Consider the following 1,834-nt stretch of genomic DNA (forward strand, 5'->3'; position numbering starts at 1 on the left):
TAGTCTCTCGGAAATTAAATTTCCGCTAAAACTCTAGTCTTTCGACTAGGGTTTTTTATTGTTTCACCCCTAAACATAGGATGCGAACAAATTTTCCTCTTGACAAATCAATATCGCCCAAATAATCGAGTTGAAGACATTTAAAAACTCGTATTGGGGGAAATTTTATGCTTAAAAATATTCGATCTCACGAATCCTATTTATTCTTTGTAGTTGAACAACTAGATGAACTCTATAAAGACAAAACATTTCTAAAAACCTTTTACTTTGAACCAATTATTTGGTGTTCATTAGTGGACCTTAGTGATACTGACGAATTGCTTAAACACCGTTATTCCTCTAATCCTAGAGGAAGAAAACCGCGTAACCCTTGCGATATGCTTCGTAGTTTAATGCTTATGCATTATCTACATGTTACAAGCGTTGACCAATGGGTGTACACTCTAAAAACTACGCCAATTCTTGCGATCCTTAGTGGCTTTTCTCCTAACAATGTTCCTGGAGTAGGAACCTTTTATGATTTTTTCAATCGGCTATGGCTCGGTTCATCTCCACATCTAACGAACAGAAAGAAAAGAAAGTTAAAGAAGCCAAGAAAGAAAGGTAAAAAAAATCAGAAACAAGAGCCTAAAAATCCAAAGATTATAGAAAGGCTAGTTAAACGCACTTTAAAAAATAGAGAGATTAAATATACTCCCAAAGCTCATGACCAGCTTCAAATACTCTTTCAAACCCTGTTCGTTCATAAATCAGCAGATGCAGGATTATTAGGCAACACGAAATCCTTAAGCATTTTAGGAGATGGATCTCCAGTCATTACCGGAGGTAGACCATATGGTAAGTTTCTTTGTGAATGCCGCAAACAAGGCATTTGGAATTGCCAATGTCAGCGTCAATTCTCAGACCCAGACGCTGATTACGGCTGGGATAGTTCTAGAGAAAAATACTATTATGGTCGAAGTTTATTCATGGTAGCTGCTTCTGATAGCCCATATAACTTGCCTATTTACCCAAGGCTCTATCGAGCTAGCAAACATGATTCTGTTTTGTTTGTGAGTACTTTTCATGAACTACGGCATTGGTATTCTGATTGGAAAATTGGTGAAGTCATCTTAGATTCAGCTCTAGACGCTTTTCCCATCTATGAAATGTTAGAACATTATGATGTATCTGCCATCATTGACCTTAATCCAAGACGGTCTAAACAATTTCAGCACAAACAAATGGACATAAACCTTAAAGGAGTTCCGATTTGTCCCATTGGTCGAGAAATGATCCACTGGGGAGTGAATCAGAAAACATATCGGCGTAAATGGCGTTGTCCTGCGGTATGCGGAAAATGGACATGTCCAAATCCGTGTTCAGAATCAGAATATGGTCGAACATTTTATACAGCGACTAAGGATAATCCTCGTCTATTTCCACGAATAAAACGTGATAGTCAGGAATGGAGAAAACGTTATGCTTTGCGAACTGGAGTTGAGCGTTGTATTAAACGGCAAAAAGTGGATTATCGTTTAGAAAATTCAAGAGGACGGAGTTCTAGACATTGGAATATTCGTACGTATATCATCGGCATGTGTCAGCATGCCGATGCATGGATAAAGGAAGCAAAAAAGAATAATTTTGAGGCCATCAACCCGATTATTCAGTCCCTTTTGTCCTTATAAAGTCATCTTAAAATACAATTTTCAAAAAATCCACTACTTGTGGTTTATTTGTCATGCGTTTTTTTGAAAATGACTTTGAAAATTCCAAGCATTCCTCTTAAACCTAGCTCATAGTCTCCATAAGTGCCTAAAATTCATCACCTAATTTCCGAGTCTCTATTAAA

1 protein-coding gene is annotated in these 1,834 nt (G+C 37.3%); it reads left to right on the forward strand.

The features are described 5' to 3' along the window. Window positions 1-167 precede the first annotated feature (167 nt). Entirely contained in the window at window positions 168-1,670 is a 1,503-nt protein-coding gene (locus BMSHG_RS00005) for a hypothetical protein (protein ID WP_019152377.1), read from the forward strand. Window positions 1,671-1,834 lie beyond the last annotated feature (164 nt).

Origin of the sequence: Robertmurraya massiliosenegalensis JC6, from assembly GCF_000311725.1 — a bacterium.
Lineage (GTDB): Bacteria > Bacillota > Bacilli > Bacillales > Cytobacillaceae > Robertmurraya > Robertmurraya massiliosenegalensis.

Bases quoted from the DNA above. Each gene is read 5' to 3' on its own strand.
- BMSHG_RS00005 (WP_019152377.1), top strand. From the start codon at position 168: ATGCTTAAAAATATTCGATCTCACGAATCCTATTTATTCTTTGTAGTT.